The following is a 17970-nucleotide window of genomic DNA, read 5'->3' as shown; positions in this document are numbered from 1 at the left end:
CTGTTTTGTTGGATTGGATCGGCAATCAGTTTGCCTTGGCAGCCTTCTGGGCTTCTTCAAGCTTCTTGCGGGCGTCTTCAGCCTTTTTCTGCATTTCTTCCTGCAGCAGGCGCTGACGCTCTTCGAGCTTGGACTGCTCGATCGGCTCGCCGTCGAAGACGCCGGTGAAGCCGCCGAGCGAAATCTTGATCGGGTTCGGGGCACGCTGGAAGTTGACCGAAGTGAAGACCACCTCGCCGCCCTTCTTCAAGCTTGCGAGAACAGCGTCGCTCAGCGGAACTTCTGCGACGCACTTGTCCGGCATGCAGATGGCGTAGTCGAGCTTGGAGCCCTTGCCGCCGTCGATCTGCATCTGGATGCCCGGCGGGATCAGACGTGCGGACGGAACCGAAACCTGCAGCACCTTGCGGTTGACCTTGCCCTGAACGCTGATGAGGCCAATGGCCGTAATCAGCTGGCCGTTGTTGGCCGTCAGGAGGTTCTGCACGATGCAGACATCGTTGTCTTCCTGCTTGGTGCAGACCTTGAACCAGCCCTGCGGCGGACGGCCGGCGGCCTGCTCCTGCGCAAAGGACGCAACAGGCATGGCGGCAACCGCAACCGCGCCGGCAAATGCCGACAGTGCAGCCTTCTTGGTGAAGTTCGACTTGAAGATCATAACGATATCCGTCTCCTGAATTCCGGTGTCTGAGCTGTCTTAGGCCGCTCGTCATCAATGGTCAGCTGCCCGCTCTCCTGTTGGGCAAATAAGGCAATTGCATGACCCTCGTCTCCGGGAACACCTGTTACAGTGAGCGGCCACGGATATCCAGTCTTTCCGTAAATTTTTTGCGATCAACTCTTGAGCCGGCATGGGCCTTTTACAGTATCTTCCGGTTGGAAATGCCGGTCAACGTGATAATTTGCCGTGATTCACATGGCCGACGACAGCAGGAGGCGGGCTTGCGCGCACTATTTTTGGGTATGATTTCGCTGCTGGCCACTCTTGGTATGGGCATGGCGGCAAAGGCCGAGCCGGTTCACGGCATCGCCATGCATGGCGAACCCGCCCTGCCCGCCGATTTCAAGAACTTCCCTTATGTCAAGCCGGATGTGAAGAAGGGCGGCCATGTCTCCTATGGCGTCGTCGGCACATTCGACAGCCTCAACCCGTTCATCCTGAAAAGCATGCGCACCACGGCGCGCGGCATGCTGGATCCGGAATACGGCAATCTCATCTATGATTCGCTGATGCAGCGTTCCCGCGACGAGGCCTTTTCGCTCTATGGCCTGCTGGCCGAGACCGTCGAATGGGACGACGACCGCACCTTCATCCAGTTCAACCTCAATCCGAAGGCGAAATGGGCCGACGGACAGCCGGTCACGCCGGAAGACGTCATCTTCACCTTCGAGCTGTTTCGCGACAAGGGGCGCGTACCCTTCAGCACCCGGCTGGCGAAAGTCGAGAAAATGGAAAAGGTTGGCGACCGCAGCGTCCGCTTCACCTTCAACGATCAGGCCGACCGCGAATTTCCGCTCTTGATCGCCATGACGCCGATCCTGCCGAAACATGCGACCGACGTGGCAACATTCGACCAGACATCGCTGAAATTTCCGCTCGGCTCTGGACCGTACCGTGTTGCCGAGGTCAAACCGGGCGAACGGATCGTCTACAAGCGTAATCCCGACTACTGGGCCAAGGACCTGCCCACGAAAGTCGGCTTCGACAATTACGACGAGATTTCCGTCGAATATTTCCTGCAGGACAATTCGCTGTTCGAGGCCTTCAAGAAGGGCGAGATCGACATCTATCCGGAAGGTAGCCCGACGAAATGGTCGCGCAGCTATAACTTCCCGGCGATCCAGTCGGGCAAGGTGATCAAGGACACGTTTACCCCGAAGACCCCTTCCGGCATGCTTGGCTTCGTCTTCAATACGCGCCGTCCGATGTTCGAGAATGCCAAGCTTCGCCAGGGCCTGGCGCTGGTCTTCGATTTCGAATGGGTGAACAAGAACCTGTACGACAACGCCTATACCCGCACGCAGAGCTTCTGGCAGAATTCCGGACTGTCCTATCTCGGCGTGGCGGCCGATGACCGCGAACTGTCGCTGCTCGGCGATATCCGCAACCGAATCAATCCATCGGTCCTCGACGGCACCTATCGCCTGCCGGTCACGGACGCTTCCGGGCGCGACCGCAACGTGCTGCGCGAGGCGGTGACGCTGCTGCGCGAAGCCGGTTACAGCATCAAGGACGGCAAGATGGTCAACGAGAAGGGCACCCCGCTCGCCTTCGAGATCATGACCCAGAACGAGGGTCAGGAAAAAATGGCGCTCGCCTACCAGCGCTTCCTTGCAGCGCTTGGAATCGTCGCGTCCGTGCGCACCGTCGACGATTCGCAATATCAGCAGCGCAGCCAGTCCTTCGACTACGACATTATCATCAAGTCGTTTCCGTCTTCGCTTTCGCCGGGGATCGAGCAGATTTCCTATTGGGGGTCCCAGTCGCGCGACCAGCAAGGCAGCTCGAACTTCGCCGGCGTCGCCAGCAAGGATGTCGACACCTTGGTCAACGCCATCCTCCAGGCCAAGACCGTTGAAGACTTTACGGCAGCGGTCCGCGCCCATGACCGGCTGCTCGTCTCGAGTTTCTATCTCGTGCCGCTCTATCACGTCGGCTCGCAATGGGTCGCCCGCGAGAAACGCATCGGCCGGCCGAGCGTCGTGCCGCTCTACGGCTATCAGCTGCCGACGTGGTGGGATGAAACTGTGCAGTGATGCGGAATTGATGGCGGTATACTTTTGGTAACGCATTGAAACCGGAAACGCAGGCGCTTATGTCGCTGATCGACCACTTTCAGCGCAAGGAGAAAAGCGTCATGGATCATGTCAACATCGACGTCGTCTCCGATGTCGTCTGCCCCTGGTGCTATCTCGGCAAGGCGAGGCTCGATCAGGCGATCGCCAATGTTGCCGGGGATATCTTCGTCACGGTGAACTGGCGCCCCTATCAGCTCAATCCCGACCTGCCACCGGAAGGCGTCGATCACAAGGCGCATCTCGCCGCCAAGCTGGGCAGCCAGGCAGCGGTCGATCGGGCGCATGAGATGCTGACCGGCCTTGGCCAGCAGGATGGCATCGCCTTCAATTTCGACGCGGTGAAGATCAGCCCGAATACGCTCGATGCCCATCGCCTGATCCGCTGGGCGCTGACCGATGGGCCTGCTACGCAGAGCAGGGTGACTGCGCTGCTGTTCAAGGCCAATTTCGAAGAGGGACGCAATGTCGGCGATCACGCCGTCCTGCTGGATATCGCCACCGAGGCCGGCCTCGACCGCGCCGTGATCGCGGCGCTGCTGGCCTCGGATGCCGACAAGGATGCGGTTTCCGAGGAAATCGAGATGGCGCGCGGCATGGGCGTCACCGGCGTACCGTGTTTCATCATCGACAGCCAATATGCCGTGATGGGAGCCCAATCCGTCGAGGTTCTGACGGACGCCCTGCGTGATATCGCCAAGATGAAGGATACATCCCAGATCAATTGATCCGGTGCCGCTCCGGAAAACCGCGCGAGATTTCGCGCGGTTTTCTGTTTTCGATTAGCTTTTTGCCAGACCGGCCAATTGCGTCATCACCACCGCAGCGCCCGCCAGCCGCTTTTCCGGCGTCGGGAAATCGCGCTGGAAGAAGATGCTGTGATCCGGCCGGATCTTCGCCATGATACCCTGCTTGGCGATATAGCCAACCAGCGCGCCCGGATTGGGGAATTCGCGGTTGCGGAACTGCACCACGACACCCTTCGGCCCCGCATCCAGCTTTTCGACATTGGCGGTGCGGCAGAGCGACTTGATATAGACGATCTTCAGTAGATGCTGCACTTCGAGCGGCAGCGGGCCGAAGCGGTCGATCAGTTCGGCGCCGAAAGCGTCGATATCGCCAAGCTCGGTGATCTCGCCCAGACGCCGGTAAAGGCCAAGCCGCAGATGCAAGTCGGGCACATAGTCGTCCGGGATCATCACCGGCGTTCCCACCGAGATCTGCGGCGACCAACCACTGTCGGCGATCTCCTCGTCACCCTTCAGCTCGGCGACGGCCTCCTCCAGCATCTGCTGGTAGAGTTCGAAGCCGACTTCCTTGATATGGCCGGATTGCTCGTCGCCGAGCAGGTTTCCGGCGCCGCGGATATCGAGGTCGTGGCTGGCCAGCTGGAAGCCGGCGCCCAGCGTATCGAGCGACTGCAATACCTTGAGCCTGCGCTCCGCCATGCCCGTCAGCGTCCGGTTGACCGGCAGCGTGAACAGGGCAAAGGCACGCACCTTGGAGCGGCCGACGCGGCCGCGTAGCTGGTAGAGCTGCGCCAGCCCGAACATGTCGGCGCGGTGCACGATCAGCGTATTGGCCGTCGGCACGTCGAGGCCGGATTCGACGATGGTCGTCGACAGGAGAACATCATAGCGGCCTTCGTAGAAGGCGTTCATGATATCTTCCAGTTCCGTCGCCGGCATCTGGCCGTGGGCGACGGCGACCTTCAACTCCGGAACATCCGATTTCAGGAAATCATGAATCTCCGAGAGATCGGCAAGCCGCGGACAGACATAGAAACTCTGGCCGCCACGGTAATGTTCGCGCATCAGCGTTTCGCGGATCACCAGCGCATCGAAAGGCGAGATGAAGGTGCGCACGGCCATGCGATCGACCGGCGCCGTGGTGATCAGCGACAGTTCGCGCACCCCGGTCAATGCCAGCTGCAGCGTGCGCGGGATCGGCGTTGCCGACAGCGTCAGCACATGCACATCGGATTTCAGCTCCTTCAGCCTCTCCTTGTGCTTGACGCCGAAATGCTGCTCCTCATCGATGATCAGGAGGCCGAGATTGGCAAAGTTGATCGAGGCACCGAGCAGTGCATGCGTGCCGACGACGATATCGGTCTTGCCCTCTGCCACTTCCTTCTTGGTCAGCGCCAGTTCCTTGGAACCGACGAGACGCGATGCCTGGGCGATGCGCACCGGAAGCCCGCGGAAGCGCTCGGTAAAGGACTTGAAATGCTGGCGGGCAAGAAGCGTGGTGGGGACCACGACGGCCACCTGAACGCCGTTCATGGCGGCGATGAAGGCGGCGCGCAGCGCCACTTCCGTCTTGCCGAAACCGACGTCACCGCAGACCAGCCGGTCCATCGGCCGGCCGGCGCCAAGATCGTCGCGCACCGATTCGATCGACGTCATCTGGTCTTCGGTCTCGTCATAGGGGAAGCGCGCTGCAAATTCGTCGTAGAGACCTTCCGGCGTGGTGAGCACCGGCGCGTGGCGGATCAAACGTTCGGCCGCGATGCGGATGAGCCCGCCGGCCATGTCGAGCAGGCGCTTCTTCAGCTTGGCCTTGCGCGCCTGCCAGGCAACACCGCCGAGCTTGTCGAGGACGGCATCGCTGCCCTCGGAGCCATAGCGCGACAGGAGTTCGATGTTTTCGACCGGCAGGAAGAGTTTTGCCTCGTCGGCATAGACGAGTTCGAGGCAGGCATGCGGTGCGCCCGCCGCCTCGATGGTGCGCAGGCCGATGAAGCGGCCGATGCCGTGTTCGGCGTGCACGACGATGCTGCCTTCGTCGAGCCCGGCCACTTCGGCGATGAAATCCGCGCCACGCTTGCGGCGTTTCGAGCGCCGCACCATGCGGTCGCCAAGAATATCCTGCTCGCCGATGACGACGAGGTTGCCGGTCTCGAAACCGCTTTCGAGGCTGAGGACGGCAGAGGCCGCCTCCCCGGATTTCAGGCTGTTCAGCTCCGACAGCGCCTTGACCGGCTTGATATTGGCAAGCCCATGCTCGGCCAGCACCTGCAGGAGCCGGTCGAGCGATCCTTCCGACCAGGCGGAAATCAGCACCCTGGCGCCCTTGGCGCGGCGGTCGGCGATATATTTGACGGCCAGATCGAAGACATTGACGCGCTCGGCGTCGCTGGTCGTTTCGGTCGCGTTCTTTGCCCAGCGCACCCCGAGCCGCGCATCAATCGCGATGACCTGGCGCGCTTCGCCCTCATGTTCGCTAAACGGCGAGAGGCGGACGGCATTGCGCGAGACCAGCGCGGCATTGAACGCGTCAGCGCTCAGATACAGCATCTCCGGCGGCACCGGCTTGTAGGGCGTGCCCTGGGAGATCTGCGACTTGCCCGGCGAGACGGATGCCTGACGTGCCTCGTAATAGTCCTGAACGAGCTTGGAGCGTTCGGCCGCTGCTTCGCGGACGACATGATCGGTAACGATGTGAAAGCCGGCGAGATAATCGAAAACCGTATCGAGACGGTCGTAGAACAACGGCAGCCAATGCTCCATGCCGGCATAACGCCGGCCTTCGGAGACCGCCAGATACAGCGCATCGTCGCGCGTCGCAGCGCCAAACATCGACAGGTACTGTGTGCGGAAATGGCTGATCGTCTCAGGCGTCAGAGACACTTCGCTCATCGGGTTGAGATCGAGGGAGCGGGCCTGGCCGGTGGTGCGTTGGCTGGCCGGGTCGAAGGAGCGGATGGTCTCGAGCGTATCGCCGAAGAAATCCAGCCGCACCGGTTCGTCGCTACCGGGGACGAACACATCGAGAATGCCGCCTCGAACGGCATATTCGCCGACTTCGCGAACGGTGGCGACGCGCTCGAAGCCGTTGCGCCCAAGCCTTGCCGCGATATCGTCCATCCGGATCGTCGCCCCGGGCCGGGCGGAAAAGGCGAGGCTCTCGATAATATCCTGCGGCGCCATTTTCTGCAGTGCCGCATTGACCGTCACCAGCACGATCGCCGGATGCGGCTTTTTCGCGTGTGCAATCAGGCCGCTCAGCGTCGCCAGACGCCGGGCCGAGGTATCGGCGCTCGGCGAAACACGGTCATATGGCAGACAGTCCCAGCCCGGCAGGGTCAGAACCGGAATGTCCGGCGCCGCAAACCCCAGCATCTGCTCGACATCGGCGATGCGCTGGCCGTCCGAAAGAATATAGGCAACCGGACCGTTGGCGCGCGCAAGCTCCGCGAGAATCAGCGGCTCGACGCCGGCCGGCACCGGGCCGATGGTCAGCTCGCGGGTGGCGCGCGCGACTTTCCTGGGATCAAAACCGGCAATCATCGGTCGTTTCTGTCCTTGTCGGTAAAGAGAACATCGAAATCCGGACGATAGGAAACGATGCGTTCGAACAGGGGCGTGCGGAAACGCTCCGGCACCGGCTGCGATCCGAGGACCCACTTGACCAGATCGTTGTCCTCTTCCGCCATGATGGTTTCGAGTTCATCGAGATCGGTTTCGGCCAGGCCGGCGAGTTCATTGTCGGCGAACTGCCCGAAAACCAGGTCCATCTCGCGGATGCCACGATGCCAGGCCCGAAAAAGAATCCGGCGGCGGCGCGGATCGAGATCGGCGCTCGTGCGTGTGATGCCCGTCATCGAAGGTCCTTCCTGTCGCGGCCCGTCCACGGCGGCGCGTTGCCATGGCTCTATAAACGCTGAAAAGAGTATTGTCAGCCTTGCCAAACACCTAATCCTCGTTTCAGTCTGCCTGCCATGCGTCCCGCTCTCCTTGATCCGCTTTTTGCCCCCCTGAACTCGCTTGCCGGCATTGGCCCGAAAGCGGGCGAACTCTATGCGCGTCTTTTGGGACGCGAGAACATCGACGACTGCCGGGTGATCGACCTGATCTTCCATGCACCGCACTCACTGATCGACCGGCGCCACCAGCCGGGAATCGCGCGTGCACCGCAAGGCGTTATCGTCACCATCACCGGCAGGGTCGACCGCCACCAGCCACCGCCGCCCAGAACCAGCCAGCCTTACCGCGTCTTCCTGCATGACGACACCGGAGAACTGGCGCTGACCTTCTTCCGGGTAAAGGGGAACTGGCTGGAAAAGGCATTGCCGGTCGATGAGACCGTCACCGTCAGCGGCAAGGTGGACTGGTTCAACGGCCGCCCGTCGATGGTGCATCCGGATTACATGGTGCGGGCCGCCGAGGCCGAAAACCTGCCGCTGGTCGAGCCCGTCTATCCGCTGACCGCAGGCCTGTCGGCGCGTATCCTGCGCAAGTCGATCGAGGCGGCCCTGCCCCGTATTCCGGGTTTCCCGGAGTGGCTTGACGAGGCGCTGCTCGACAAGCAGAGCTTTGCCTCTGCACGCGACTGTTTTCTGGCGCTGCACGATCCTCGCGACGAAACCGATATCGATCCGCAGGCCCCCGCCCGCCGGCGCATTGCCTATGACGAATTCCTCGCCGGACAACTCTCCCTGTCTCTCGTTCGCCAGCGGCTGCGCAAGGTGGCCGGAACGCCGGTGCATGCGACCGGAAAGCTCAGCGAGCCGGTCCTCGCCGCCCTGCCCTTTTCGCTGACCAACAGCCAAGCAACAGCGATCGCCGAAGTGCTGAAGGACATGGCCGGAACCGAGCGCATGCTGCGGCTGCTGCAGGGCGATGTCGGCTCGGGGAAAACGGCGGTGGCGCTGATGTCGATGCTGGCGGCCGTCGAAAGCGGTGGACAGGCCGTGCTGATGGCGCCGACGGAAATCCTTGCCCGCCAGCATTTCGCGACGCTTTCGAAGATGGCAGCACCCGCCGCGATCAATATCGATGTACTCACCGGCCGCACCAAAGGCCGCGAGCGCGATGCCATTCTGGAACGGATCGCATCCGGCGAGACGCAGATCGTCATCGGTACGCATGCGCTGTTCCAGGATACGGTTGTCTACAGCAACCTGATGCTGGCCGTCGTCGACGAGCAGCATCGTTTCGGCGTTCATCAACGGCTGCGGCTGACGGCCAAGGGAATCTCGCCGCATATGCTGGTCATGACCGCGACACCGATACCGCGCACGCTGGTGCTGGCGGCGTTCGGCGACATGGATGTCTCGAAACTCACCGAGAAACCCGCCGGGCGCAAGCCGATCCAGACCGTGACCGTCTCGACCGAGCGCACCGGAGAGATCGTTGCGAGGCTCCGCACGGCACTTGGCGAAGGCAAGAAGGCCTACTGGATCTGCCCGCTGGTCGAGGAATCGGAAGCTTCCGACCTGATGTCCGTGGACGAGCGCTTCCAGAGCCTGGAAAAGCAGTTCGGTGCGAATGTCGGCCTCATCCATGGACGCATGAACGGTGCGGAGAAGGACGCCGTCATGCTCGCGTTCAAGACCGGCGAGATCCGGCTTCTGGTAGCGACCACCGTTGTCGAGGTCGGGGTCGATGTGCCGGATGCGACGATCATGGTGATCGAGCATGCCGAACGATTCGGTCTCGCCCAGCTCCACCAACTGCGCGGCCGTGTCGGGCGCGGCGACGAGGCATCGACCTGCATTCTGCTCTACAAAGGCCCCTTGAGTGAAAACGGCCGGGCACGGCTGTCGATCCTGCGCGACACGGAAGACGGCTTCCTGATCGCCGAAGAGGACTTGAAACTGCGGGGCGAAGGCGAATTGCTCGGCACGCGGCAGTCCGGCACGCCGGGGTTCCGCATCGCCAGCCTCGAAGCCCATGGCGACCTGCTGGAAATCGCCCGCAAGGATGCTGCCTACATCATCGAGCGCGACCCTGAACTGACCTCGGCTCGCGGTGAAGCTTTGAGAACGCTGCTCTATCTCTACCGGCGTGATGAGGCGATCCGCTTTCTCAGGGCCGGCTGACGGTTTTTCCGCGCTTGAGTGCGGCCGGCACGGTCTCTTCCGGCATGGGCAAGGCCTTTGGCAGATAGTCGGGCGCGACCAGACCGCCGGAGAGCAGCAGCTTGGCAGCGTCCTCGGGGCTCATATCGAGCGGGACGATCTTTTCACGCTGAACGAAAATCAGGAATCCGGCTGTCGGCACCGGCGTCGGCGGCAGGAACACCGCGACCATGTCGAGGCCACGCTCGGTGAACTTGATCGCCATCTCGCCCTTGGCATCCGTCGCGATGAACACCAGCGCCCAGAGGCCGGCGCTCGGATATTCGATCAGGCCGGCCTTCTTGAACGAGTTCGACTGATCCTGCAGCACCGTCTGGAAGATCTGCTTCAGGCCCTTGTAGATCGAGCGGACCAGCGGCGTGCGCACGAGAAGGGATTCGCCGAAACCGACGATGCTGCGGCCGATGAGATTGGCGGCGAAGAAACCGACCAGCGTGATCAGCATCAAAGCGGTCAAAAGGCCGAAGCCGGGGACCGGATAGGGCAGGAAATTGTCGGGATTGTAGTCGAACGGCAGGTAGGGTTTTACCCAGCTGTCGGCCCAGAGGATGAACGACCAGGTGATCCAGGCGGTGATGGCAAGCGGCGCACAGATGATCAGGCCGGTCAGGAAATAATTCCTCAACCGTGTGGCCAGAAACCCACGTGCCGGTTTGTCTGTCATGCCGCTCCGTCTATTCGTCTGCACCGGCGTAAAACGCCGCGTTATAGATCACCATGCCGGAGCCCCCCGCCGAGGACAAGGGCTGCGCCAAAAAATACTGCGGCGCACAATCCTTGAGGACGAACCGGGGATCGTTGCGGAAACCGAATTTGCGATAGAAATCCGGATCCCCCATCACAACGCATCCGGCCGCCGCCTGCTCTCGCAGTCTGTCCAGCCCTCTACGGATCAAGGCACCGCCGATGCCTTGCCCATGATGTGACGGCAGAACCGATATCGGGCCAAGTCCGAACCAGTCCCTCGAACCGTCAGACAGTTCGACGCGGGAGAACGCGGCATGGCCAACGACCTCGCCCTGCAGTTCCGCAACCAGCGAGAGATGGAGCATTCCCGCCACCCGCAGACGATCGATGATCAGGTGTTCGGTCTGTTCGCTGTGCGGATGATCCTTGAAAGCAGCGATTGTGACGGTATGGATCGCCGCGATATCACCTGGCTCTTCGGGACGGATAATCATTCCACGGTAACCGATTTGGCCAGGTTGCGCGGCTGATCGACGTCGGTGCCCATGAAGACGGCCGTGTGATAGGCGAGCAGCTGGATCGGCAGCGAGAAGATCATCGGTGCGATGATCTCGTCGACATTCGGCAGGATGATCGTGCTCATCGTTTCGAGCTTGGAGGCAGCGGCCCCCTTCTCGTCGGTGATGAAGATGATGCGGCCGCCGCGCGCGGCGACTTCCTGCATGTTCGATACCGTCTTTTCGAAGAAACGGTCGTGTGGCGCGATGACGATAACAGGCATGTTTTCGTCGATCAGCGCGATCGGGCCGTGCTTCAGCTCGCCGGCAGCATAGCCTTCGGCATGAATATAGGAGATTTCCTTGAGCTTCAGCGCGCCTTCCATGGCCAGCGGATAGCTGGTACCACGACCGAGATAAAGCACGTCCTTGCATTTCGACAGTTCGCGCGACAGGTTTTCGATCGCCGGCTGGATGCTGTTGAGTACCTTGCCCATGATGCGCGGCATTTCGGCGAGATGGCGGACCAACTGCTTCTCCTCAGCCTCCGAAACCGTCCCACGTGCACGGCCGGCACCGATCGCAAGAGCTGCAAGCACAGAAAGCTGGCAGGTGAAGGCCTTGGTCGAGGCAACGCCGATTTCCGGACCGGCGAGAATCGGGAAGATCGCATCGGATTCCCGCGCAATCGTCGATTCCTTGACGTTGACGACGGCGCCGATCTTCAGGCCGTTTTCCTTGCAATAACGCAGCGAAGCCAGTGTATCGGCCGTTTCGCCGGACTGCGAGATGAACAGGGCTGCGGATTGCGGCGACAGCGGAATGTCGCGGTAGCGGAATTCGGAGGCCACGTCGATTTCGACCGGCAGGCGGGCGTAACGCTCGAACCAGTATTTGCCGACGAGGCCGGCCAGATAGGCGGTGCCGCAGGCGGAGATCGCAAGGCTCGGAACCTTGGCGAAATCGATCGCGGCGGCGATCGGATTGACCCGGTTCTCGATGAAATCGACGTAATGGGCGAGCGCATGCGAAATCACTTCCGGCTGCTCGTAGATTTCCTTTTCCATGAAATGACGGTGATTGCCCTTGTCGACCATATAGGCGGCGGCGACAGAGACCTGACGCGGGCGGGAGACCGGCTTGCCGTCATGATCGAGGATTTCGATGCTGTTGGCCGTCAGAACCGCCCAGTCGCCATCGATCAGATAGGTAATTTCATTGGTGAAGGGCGACAGCGCGATGGCGTCGGAACCAAGGAACATTTCGCCCTTGCCGAAACCGACGGCGAGCGGCGGTCCGCTGCGAGCGGCCATGATCGTGCCCGGGGCATCCTGAAAGATCACGGCAAGCGCATAGGCGCCGGTGACACGGCGAAGCATCGCCTGCATGGCCTCCCGCTGGCTCATGCCATCACGGATCAGCTTGGCAAGCAGTTGCGCCACGACTTCGGTATCGGTCTGCGTCTGGAACGAGGCGCCTGCTGCGGCAAGCTGGTCCTTCAGTTCGGAAAAATTCTCGATGATGCCGTTGTGGACAACGGCAACGCCGTCGGTGAAATGCGGATGGGCGTTGTTTTCGGTCGGCGCGCCATGAGTTGCCCAGCGCGTATGGGCGATGCCGGTCAAGCCTGCCAGCGGCTCGCCGCGCAGCCTGGTTTCCAGATTGACCAGCTTGCCCTCGGCGCGACGGCGTTCAAGAACGCCGTCATGGATCGTCGCGACACCGGCGGAATCATAACCGCGATATTCGAGCCGTTTCAGGGCATCGACAAGGCGTTCGGAGACAGGCTGATTTCCAACGATACCGACGATGCCACACATAGAGTTCTTCTCCGCAATTCTTTGGTGTGACCGGCAGCAGATGAAAGGCATGCCGGTCAAAGTTCATTTTCAGATGCCGCTTTGGTATCGAATTTCGAAAAATGCGCAATCGGCCCGAAACTCACTTTCGGTTTCAGGTTTTAACCGTGGCGCGGCAGCCGGCTACTTCTTTTTGGCAGCCTTTTCGGCCAGATACCGCTCCCGCAAGATTTTTGCCCACCCCGATTTGATCTCCTGACGCGCCCGGCCGAAAGCCACCGCGTCCGCTGGAACATCCTGCGTAATCACGCTGCCGGATGCAACCAGAGCGCCATCTCCGACAGAGACCGGCGCCACGAGAGACGAGTTCGAACCGATAAAGGCATTCGCGCCGATGCGGGTGATGTGCTTGTTGACGCCATCATAGTTACAGGTGATCGTACCCGCGCCGATATTGGTCTTTTCGCCGATGAAGGCATCGCCGATATAGGTGAGATGATTGACCTTGGCGCCGGCGCCGATTTCGGCCTTCTTCACTTCGCAGAAATTTCCGACCTTCGAATCCGGCCCCAGATTGGCACCCGGACGCAGCCGCGCATAGGGACCAACGGTCGCGCCTGCACCGACATGCGCGCCTTCAAGATGGGAAAAGGCGTGGATGATCGCACCGCTTTCGATGGTCACGCCCGGACCGAAGACGACGTTCGGCTCGATCAGCACATCCTGGCCGATCTGCGTATCGAAGGCGAGAAAAACGGTTTCCGGCGCGATCATCGATACGCCTGATACCATCAGCTCGTGACGGCGGCGTTTTTGCCAGATCGCCTCGATCGCCGCCAGTTCGGCGCGGTTGTTGCAGCCGGTCAGTTCCGTTTCCGGTGCCTCGACGGCGATGGCTCTGCCGCCCTCGGCGCGAACGATCTCGACGATATCCGTCAGGTAATATTCGCCCTTGGCGTTGGCATTGCCGATCTTGCCGAGCAGTTCCAGCGCCTTGGCACCGTTGATCGCCATCAGGCCGCCGTTGCAATAGGTGATCTTCTGTTCATCCTCGGTCGCATCCTTCTGCTCGCGGATCGCCAGAAGCGCGCCATTCTCGACAAGCAGCCTGCCGTAGCCGGTCGGATCAGCCGTCTGAAAGCCGATGACGACCACGTCGTTTCCATCGGCCAGCCCCTGCCGGGCCGCCAGAAGCGGTGCCGCGGTGATCAGCGGCGTATCGCCGAACACGACAAGAATATCGTCATAGCCCCTGGCAATGGCCTCCCTCGCGGCCAGAACGGCATGGCCGGTACCGAGGCGCTCCTTCTGGAGAAATGCGGACAGTTCGATGTCGTCACGGGCGGCCGCAGTTGCGACCGCATCGGCGTCGCGGCCAAGGACAAGTGCGGCGGACGAAATCGAAGCATTGACGAGCGACTCAACCACGTGGGCAATCATCGGCCGGCCGGCAACCGGATGCAGCACCTTCGACATGGATGACTTCATCCGGGTGCTCTCTCCCGCCGCCAAAACGATCGCCAGGCATGTGCGCTTCATTCTCGTTCTCCCGTCTTTATGGCCTCCCGGCGTTAAAGCCGGTCACGATTCTGCCCGTTACATAGCAGGAAGAGATTGCAAGAAACATAATCCACGTGAGAACGGCCATGTTAACCCGGATAAAACCCGATCCTGTCATAAGCGGAGAATGACCGTGTTTGACGGTTCCGATGGCCGGGAATGATACCGACGATGCAGGCTTCATCAACCGACACAGTGCCTTCCGCCCGCCCCTGGTCATTTTGGCGCGACGGCCTTGGTGCGACGCTCGCACGGCAGCCGCTGATCGTATTGGCATTGGCCGTTGCCTGCATGCCGCTGGCACTGATGGCGACGGTCATCATGCCGATCGGTCCGATGTACTGGGATCACTATATCTATCTCGACGCGGCCAATCGGATTTCCGACGGCCAGATCCCATCGGTCGACTTTTTCGCGCCGGTCGGCGGCCTCGGCTACTATCTGTTTGCCGGATGGCTTTCCCTGTTTCCGAATGGCCATGCACTTCTTCTGTCCAGCTGGTCGCTCATGACCGTGACCGTCCCGTTGATGGCGCTGATCGTCTGGGATGTGCAGAAACGCTCGGCCGCCATCGCCTACGGCCTGCTGCTCCCCTTCCTGTTCTTTTCGCTCCTGCCGTTCAACACCGGAGAGTTTTACCCCTATCCGGGCTCCGACGGTTTCGGAATTTACAATCGCCAGATCTGCCAGCTGCTCTATGTGCTCGCCGCAGGCCTGGTTTTCGTGCGCGGATGGAAAACACTGGCGGCCGTGACCGCGCTTGCCATGCTTGGCCTGCTGTTCATCAAGGTCACCGGCGTTGCCGCGGGTGTCATCCTCTGCCTGATGGCTTTTGTGGCCGGGCGCTTACCGCTGCGCGCAGCCCTTGCCGCCGGCATCTTCTTCTTTGCGGCGATCGCTGTGCTCGAAGCCGCCTCCGGCATCGTGTCAGCCTATGTCGCCGATATCCTGTCACTGGTCTTGATCAACGACACCAGCCTGCTGCCGCGTCTGCTGCAGGCTGCCTCGATCAATTTCGGTATAATCCTGGCGTGCGGCCTTCTCGGCTTCATATTATTTTTCAACGGTTTTTCCGCGTTTTATGGGAAAATTCGCGCTTTCACCCAAAAACCGGGTTTCGCCGCTTTCGGCGAAGCCGCCGATCAGCCGTTTTTCTGGCTGGCGAGTTTTGTCGTCGCTGGCCTGCTGTTCGAAAGCCAGAATACCGGCAGCCAGGCATTCATCTTCCTGTGGCCGCTGCTGCTTGGCATCATGCTCTTGAGCTACCGGCAAAGAGGCCCCTCCGTCGCGTTCGCGACCATTGCGGTGCTGTCATTGTCCGCTGCATTGCCGCCGGTGGCCGTTATCGCCCAGAAATCGGCACGTGCCTGGATTGGCGCCATCCACAACACGCCGCTCGAACACCATAACCTGAAAAGCATGGGCGCCGTTGGTCTTCGTGACCTGCTCAGCCTGCGCACAGAGCGCCTGCGCGCCAACTACACGGCTTACCGTCCCGCCTATGAGGCGCTGGCCTCAGACGGCGAACTGCCGTCGTTCCTGCTCTATAGCGACTTCGATTTCCAGGCTCTGTGGTTGCGCAGCGCCGATGAAGCCGTCTCGGCAATTCATGCGTTTGAAACGGCCAACAATGTCCGCTTCGAGACGATCATGACGATCGACTTCACCAATCCGTTTCCCTGGCTGATGGACCGGCATGCGCCCCGCTACATCGCCATCGGTGCCGACCCCTACCGCGCCGTGCCGCCGCCGGACCAGCGTGTCCGCGAGGCTGTCGCCGCCGTCGATCTCGCGCTCTACCCGACATGCCCGCCGACCACCGCGCGGCTGAAACTGCTGAACCTTTACGAGCCGATCCTTGCCGCCGGTCATCGCCGCATCACACTGACGCCGTGCTTCGACGCCTTCGTGCGCAACGGAATTGCCGCGAAACCTTAGCCTATCGTCAGTGCGGCAGCCGCAAACGGCTCTCGGTCAGCAGGCCGCTTTCATCCAGTATAGGATGCGCGACGGAGACGATATGCGCATTGATGCGCTTGAGATCGCGCAAAATATCCAGATGCAGCGAACTCGTCTGCAGGCTATCGGCGCGGCCGTCACGCAGACGCTCCAGATGACGCTCGGACGAGCGTTTCTCCATGTGGCGAACATCGACCTTCACCTCCATCAGATGGCGGGCCAGATCCGCATCCCGCGTGACGAAGATGGTCTGGGCTATGCGCAGATTGTCGATGGTGAGATTGAACAGCGTCGTCAGTTCCTGATAGCCGTCCTCGGAAAATTTGAGACCGTTGTCGATCTTCTTCTTGACCTGTTCCGTCAGGCCCTTTTCGATGATGTCGCCGATATGTTCGAGGTTGATGGCATAATCGATGATGACGATGGAGCGTCGTCCATTGTCATCGCTCAGGCCGCTGCGCCCGAGCCGGGACAGGTAGAGTTTGACCTCCTGCTGCAGCAGGTCCACCTGTTTCTCCAGCTTTCCGATGTCCTTCAGTTCGGCAAGATCATTACGATTGAACGCATTCATCGTGCCGATCAGCATCGCTTCGATCAGATCGCCGACGCGCAGGACTTCCCGGGTCGCTCCCGAAAGGGCGATGACCGGTGTCGCCAGCGCCCTGTCGTCGAGATAGAGCGGCCCGGTCTCCGTTTTGGGTTCGTCCGGGATGAGCCGGAGCATGGTGGCCGACAGCAGAGACGAAAACGGCCAGGCCAGAATGGCGAGTGCGACGTTGAAGAGCAGATGAATATCGACCGGCAGTTTTGCTGGCGATAAAGGCAGCGTCTGGAGAAAACCCGCCACCGGTGCCGCCACCGACAACGCGATCAGGCAGCCGATGGCGCGAACGACGAGATTGCCGGCCGTCACTCGCCGGGCGGAAGCGGAAGCCGACAGCGTCGCCATGACCGGCGGCACGGCGCCGCCGAGATTGGCACCGAGGACCAGCGCGATCGTCAGCCCGGACGACAGGATCCCGGCCGACGACAGCGACAGGATGAGAACCACGACCGCAAGGCTGGAGGACGAGACGAAGGCAAGCACGGCGGCGAAAATCAGTGCGACAGGCCAGGCGCTGTCGAGCATGGTGAGGAATGCGCCAAGCGCCGGCGATTGCCGCATCGGCTCCGTCGCCAGCCCAAGCAGATGCAGCGACAACAGCATCAGCCCGATGCCGACCAGAGCGGTGCCCGCCCCCTGCTGGGCACTTGACCGCCCCGCCCGATAGAGCATGACGCCGGCAAGAATGAGCAGCGGCGACAGCCAGTCGATGCCGGTCGCGACGATCCAGGCGGTGACCGCCGTTCCGACGTTAGCGCCCAGCAGCACGATCTGCGCCATGCGCGCACGCACCAGTCCCTTTTCGACAAAAGACGCGATCATCAGCGCGGTCGCGGTAGAGCTCTGAAGCGCGACCGTTGCGACGAAGCCACCGACAAACGAGCGTACCGGTCCACTGGTCCCCTGCGCCAACCCGGTCCGCAGCTTGATGCCGAAAGCACGCGTCGCCCCTTCCTTGACCTGCGACAGGCCAAAGAGCAGCAGCGCGACTGCTCCAAAAAGGTTGACCATGACGATGATGGATTCCATTCGGTACTCCGGCTATCCCGCCGAGATTGCTGCGCGAGAAGCGAGTCGGCATATTCTGGCAGGTCAACATTAGCAGTTTCAGAGGCGCTATCACGCGTGCAGTGGCCGATAATGGCAGATATTTTTCGATTGCCGGCTAACGATTCCGACATGTTTCGGTCTTCAAACGGCAAGCTG

12 protein-coding genes are annotated in these 17970 nt (G+C 61.2%); 4 read left to right on the top strand and 8 right to left on the bottom strand.

From position 1 onward, the window contains the following. Window positions 1-25: 25 nt before the first annotated feature. Window positions 26-658 (bottom strand): invasion associated locus B family protein, encoded by a 633-nt coding sequence (locus tag ADU59_RS18360; RefSeq protein WP_068955592.1) that lies wholly within the window; start codon window positions 656-658, stop codon window positions 26-28. A 305-nt stretch (window positions 659-963) separates the two neighbouring features. Here ADU59_RS18360 and ADU59_RS18355 point away from each other — a divergent pair, with 305 nt between their 5' ends. Continuing rightward, entirely contained in the window at window positions 964-2757 is a 1794-nt protein-coding gene (locus ADU59_RS18355) for an extracellular solute-binding protein (RefSeq protein ID WP_068955591.1), read from the top strand. A gap of 101 nt (window positions 2758-2858) precedes the next feature. Next, on the top strand, window positions 2859-3524 hold the full coding sequence (locus tag ADU59_RS18350) for a DsbA family oxidoreductase (RefSeq protein ID WP_068955673.1): 666 nt from the start codon (window positions 2859-2861) through the stop codon (window positions 3522-3524). A gap of 54 nt (window positions 3525-3578) precedes the next feature. Here ADU59_RS18350 and mfd read toward each other — a convergent pair whose 3' ends face one another. Together mfd and ADU59_RS18340 are read right to left on the bottom strand one after the other, a co-directional pair. Then, a complete protein-coding gene (mfd, locus tag ADU59_RS18345; RefSeq protein WP_068955590.1) occupies window positions 3579-7085 on the bottom strand; it encodes a transcription-repair coupling factor in 3507 nt (1168 codons plus the stop codon). Then, on the bottom strand, window positions 7082-7399 hold the full coding sequence (locus ADU59_RS18340; RefSeq protein ID WP_068955589.1) for an FAD assembly factor SdhE: 318 nt from the start codon (window positions 7397-7399) through the stop codon (window positions 7082-7084). Before ADU59_RS18340 ends, mfd begins: the two co-directional genes overlap by 4 nt. A gap of 117 nt (window positions 7400-7516) precedes the next feature. Between ADU59_RS18340 and recG the strand changes: the two genes are divergently transcribed. Beyond that, the gene (recG, locus tag ADU59_RS18335; protein ID WP_068955588.1) at window positions 7517-9619 is read left to right on the top strand and encodes an ATP-dependent DNA helicase RecG; all 2103 of its coding nucleotides are present in this window, start codon (window positions 7517-7519) and stop codon (window positions 9617-9619) included. Here the strand turns inward: recG and ADU59_RS18330 are convergent. The 4 genes from ADU59_RS18330 to glmU all read right to left on the bottom strand — a co-directional run bounded on the left by ADU59_RS18330 (window position 9606) and on the right by glmU (window position 14180). Continuing rightward, window positions 9606-10322, bottom strand: coding sequence for a DUF502 domain-containing protein (locus tag ADU59_RS18330; protein WP_068955587.1), 717 nt, complete (start codon window positions 10320-10322; stop codon window positions 9606-9608). The genes recG and ADU59_RS18330 overlap by 14 nt on opposite strands. 10 nt (window positions 10323-10332) lie before the next feature. After that, window positions 10333-10839 (bottom strand): GNAT family N-acetyltransferase, encoded by a 507-nt coding sequence (locus tag ADU59_RS18325; protein WP_068955586.1) that lies wholly within the window; start codon window positions 10837-10839, stop codon window positions 10333-10335. Continuing rightward, on the bottom strand, window positions 10836-12662 hold the full coding sequence (glmS, locus tag ADU59_RS18320) for a glutamine--fructose-6-phosphate transaminase (isomerizing) (RefSeq protein ID WP_068955585.1): 1827 nt from the start codon (window positions 12660-12662) through the stop codon (window positions 10836-10838). Before glmS ends, ADU59_RS18325 begins: the two co-directional genes overlap by 4 nt. A 162-nt stretch (window positions 12663-12824) precedes the next feature. After that, entirely contained in the window at window positions 12825-14180 is a 1356-nt protein-coding gene (glmU, locus tag ADU59_RS18315) for a bifunctional UDP-N-acetylglucosamine diphosphorylase/glucosamine-1-phosphate N-acetyltransferase GlmU (protein ID WP_068955584.1), read from the bottom strand. 192 nt (window positions 14181-14372) lie between these two features. Between glmU and ADU59_RS18310 the strand changes: the two genes are divergently transcribed. Then, the gene (locus tag ADU59_RS18310; protein WP_083198334.1) at window positions 14373-16139 is read left to right on the top strand and encodes a hypothetical protein; all 1767 of its coding nucleotides are present in this window, start codon (window positions 14373-14375) and stop codon (window positions 16137-16139) included. A gap of 7 nt (window positions 16140-16146) precedes the next feature. On the opposite strand, the gene ADU59_RS18305 is transcribed toward ADU59_RS18310, so the two are convergent. Then, a complete protein-coding gene (locus ADU59_RS18305) occupies window positions 16147-17793 on the bottom strand; it encodes a Na/Pi cotransporter family protein (RefSeq protein ID WP_068955583.1) in 1647 nt (548 codons plus the stop codon). Between the last annotated feature and the right edge of the window lie 177 nt (window positions 17794-17970).

The sequence above is a fragment of the Pararhizobium polonicum genome, from assembly GCF_001687365.1.
In the GTDB taxonomy this organism is placed as follows: Bacteria; Pseudomonadota; Alphaproteobacteria; order Rhizobiales; family Rhizobiaceae; genus Pararhizobium; species Pararhizobium polonicum.
This window is presented reverse-complemented; position numbering and strand designations above follow the sequence as displayed.

Coding starts and splice junctions, on each gene's coding strand:
- ADU59_RS18360 (WP_068955592.1), bottom strand. CDS start 658: ATGATCTTCAAGTCGAACTTCACCAAGAAGGCTGCACTGTCGGCATTT.
- ADU59_RS18355 (WP_068955591.1), top strand. CDS start 964: ATGATTTCGCTGCTGGCCACTCTTGGTATGGGCATGGCGGCAAAGGCC.
- ADU59_RS18350 (WP_068955673.1), top strand. CDS start 2,859: ATGGATCATGTCAACATCGACGTCGTCTCCGATGTCGTCTGCCCCTGG.
- mfd (WP_068955590.1), bottom strand. CDS start 7,085: ATGATTGCCGGTTTTGATCCCAGGAAAGTCGCGCGCGCCACCCGCGAG.
- ADU59_RS18340 (WP_068955589.1), bottom strand. CDS start 7,399: ATGACGGGCATCACACGCACGAGCGCCGATCTCGATCCGCGCCGCCGC.
- recG (WP_068955588.1), top strand. CDS start 7,517: ATGCGTCCCGCTCTCCTTGATCCGCTTTTTGCCCCCCTGAACTCGCTT.
- ADU59_RS18330 (WP_068955587.1), bottom strand. CDS start 10,322: ATGACAGACAAACCGGCACGTGGGTTTCTGGCCACACGGTTGAGGAAT.
- ADU59_RS18325 (WP_068955586.1), bottom strand. CDS start 10,839: ATGATTATCCGTCCCGAAGAGCCAGGTGATATCGCGGCGATCCATACC.
- glmS (WP_068955585.1), bottom strand. CDS start 12,662: ATGTGTGGCATCGTCGGTATCGTTGGAAATCAGCCTGTCTCCGAACGC.
- glmU (WP_068955584.1), bottom strand. CDS start 14,180: ATGAAGCGCACATGCCTGGCGATCGTTTTGGCGGCGGGAGAGAGCACC.
- ADU59_RS18310 (WP_083198334.1), top strand. CDS start 14,373: ATGCAGGCTTCATCAACCGACACAGTGCCTTCCGCCCGCCCCTGGTCA.
- ADU59_RS18305 (WP_068955583.1), bottom strand. CDS start 17,793: ATGGAATCCATCATCGTCATGGTCAACCTTTTTGGAGCAGTCGCGCTG.